The organism is Nonomuraea antri (assembly GCF_013283785.1).
GTDB lineage: Bacteria > Actinomycetota > Actinomycetes > Streptosporangiales > Streptosporangiaceae > Nonomuraea > Nonomuraea antri.
In genome coordinates, this window is sequence record NZ_JABCPZ010000490.1 from 1 (window position 1) to 2162 (window position 2162).

The 2162-nt window shown below is 72.1% G+C and carries 4 protein-coding genes and 1 pseudogene; 4 read left to right on the plus strand and 1 reads right to left on the minus strand.

Features of this window, described 5'->3' with window-relative positions; all coding sequences use genetic code 11:
• Positions 1 to 225 (minus strand): annotated as a pseudogene (locus HII36_RS54780) (hypothetical protein); the annotation flags it as partial.
• A gap of 83 nt (positions 226 to 308) precedes the next feature.
• On the opposite strand from HII36_RS54780, the gene HII36_RS54785 reads away from it, so the two are divergent.
• The 4 genes from HII36_RS54785 to HII36_RS54800 all read left to right on the plus strand — a co-directional run.
• Positions 309 to 929: a TetR/AcrR family transcriptional regulator gene (locus HII36_RS54785; protein WP_173531317.1), complete on the plus strand. Its 621-nt coding sequence runs from the start codon at positions 309 to 311 to the stop codon at positions 927 to 929.
• Between the two features lie 58 nt (positions 930 to 987).
• Positions 988 to 1146: a hypothetical protein gene (locus tag HII36_RS54790; RefSeq protein ID WP_173531318.1), complete on the plus strand. Its 159-nt coding sequence runs from the start codon at positions 988 to 990 to the stop codon at positions 1144 to 1146.
• A 23-nt stretch (positions 1147 to 1169) separates the two neighbouring features.
• The gene (locus HII36_RS54795; RefSeq protein ID WP_173531319.1) at positions 1170 to 1706 is read left to right on the plus strand and encodes a SecDF P1 head subdomain-containing protein; all 537 of its coding nucleotides are present in this window, start codon (positions 1170 to 1172) and stop codon (positions 1704 to 1706) included.
• Between the two features lie 96 nt (positions 1707 to 1802).
• The coding region (locus HII36_RS54800) for a sigma factor (RefSeq protein ID WP_217371143.1) at positions 1803 to 2162 on the plus strand (360 nt) is incomplete at its 3' end.

A 2162-nucleotide genomic window follows, 5' to 3' on the forward strand; every position in this document is an offset into this window, starting at 1 on the left:
GGGGGCGACGACGTCCACCGGGCCCAGCAGGCGGGTGTAGGGCAGCAGCATCCGCCCGTAGCCGCCGGCGCCGTGCAGCACCAGCAGCTTCACCGGCGCGTCCGGGTCGGCCACCCGCTCCAGGTGCACCCGCATGCCGCGCCAGGGCCACCACTCCGACACCGGTTCCCGCGCGGGGGTCTCCCGCACCCATCGGGGAAAGAACCGCAGGTAATCGACGGTCATACGACGCTCCCTTGTGAGACCCGATCGATCACGGCGACAATAGTGAGTAATTGCTCGTTTTTGTACTCGCGTTAGGCCCGCTCATGACCACCGTCCCCAAGCCGCTCAGGCCGCGGAAAACCCCACGTCAGAAGCGTTCCGAGGAGACGCGGGAGCAGATACTGCGGGCGGCTGCTCGCGTTTTCGCCGAGCACGGTTACGCCGCAGGCACCACCAACCGCATCGCCGAGGCGGCGGGACTGTCGATCGGGTCGCTCTACCAGTACTTCCCGAACAAGGACGCGATCTTGCTCCTGCTCGCCAGGCGGCACGTCGACGAGGGTCGCGCGGCCGTCGCCGCCGCCGTCGCGGCCGGTCTGCCGGCCGACCGGCGCGAATGCGTCGCGGTGCTGGTGGACACCGCGCTCCGCGCGCATGGCGGCGATCCCCGCCTGCACCAAGTGCTGTTCGAGGAGTCGCCGCGCCCGCCCGCGCTGCTGGCCGAGATCCGCGCCCTGCAGGACGACCTGGTCGGCCTGGTGGCCGGCCTGCTGGTCGCGGACGGCGGGCTCGGCGCGGCGAACCCGCGGCTGACGGCCTGGTTCCTGGTCGCCACCGCCGAGTCGCTGACCCACCGCTACCTGGCCGACCGGCCCACCGCCGACCCGCGCGCCTTCAGGGACGAGCTGATCAGGCTGCTGACCGGGTACGTCGAAGCGGGCTGACCGGGACGCCCGGTGGATTCCAAGTGATCCACAAGGGGCCCGGAATACCGTCCGTGTCATGCACCTGACGAAGATCGCGCGCCCTGCCGCGCTGCTGGCCCTGCCGGCCGCCGTGGCCGTTGCCCTCCTGTCGCCGGCCGCGGGCCTGCCGCTCGCCGCCTCCAACGGGGAGTACGAGGTCAAGGACGTGCCGCACGCCGTCGCCGGCCGCGGCTGACCGCCTGCCGGTCTGGGGGTTTCGTGAAACGTGTCCAGCTGATCGCCATGGTGGCGGCCGTGGTCGTCGGCCTCGGACTGATCGGCACGGCCGTCGCCATGACCGCCGGGACGCGCGGCACCACGACGGCGCGACCGCCCGAGCCGTCCCGGGCGTCCCGGGTGTCCTTCGCGCTGCGGCCGGTGCTGAAGGAGACCACCGCCCCCTGCGCCGCCGGCACGCTGCCGCAGGTGGAGAGCCCGTTCTGTTTCAAGCTCGGCCGGGGCCTGGACGGCATCAGGGCACTGACGGCGACCGCCGAGGAGGACGGGGTGGAGTGGGCCGTCCGTGTCACGCTCAACCCGGCCGACAGCGCCAGGTTCGCCCAGCTGGCGGCGCGGCTGCATCGTCTGCCGGATCCGCGTAACCGGCTGGCCGTCGTGATCGACGGGCAGGTGATCACCGCGCCGGCGCTGACCGAGCCGATCCCCGGGCCGCGGATGACGATCAGGGGCTCGTTCAATCGGGAGGTCGCCACCGACCTGGCGGCCGACCTGACGGAGGGCCCCGCGGCGCGCTGAACGCATCCGAGTTGGCCGACGGTTCTGCGGTGCGCTGAACGTCGGCGATTTCGTGAAGGTCCCAACCGTTCGCCCGTCCCCGGGCGTCTTGTCTACATGAGGGATTCCGAGGCGTTCGAGGCTTTCGTCGCCGCCTGGCGCCCGCAGTTGCTGCGTGCCGCCATCCTCATCAGCGGTGACCGCCATCTGGCCGAGGACGTGCTCCAGGACGCCCTGATCAAGCTCGCCCGCCGCTGGCCGAAAGTGCACACCGACCCGGCCGGTTACCTCCGGACCACGCTGTACCGGGAGGTGGCGTCCAGGTGGCGCAGGCGGCGGGAGTTCGCCTACGGCGAGCCGCCCGACCAGGCGGGCCAGGACCCCTCGGCGGCCTCCGACCTGAAGGTGGTGTTCGCCCGCGCCCTGGCCAGGCTGCCGGTGAAGCAGCGCGCGGTGCTGGTGCTGCGCTTCTACGAG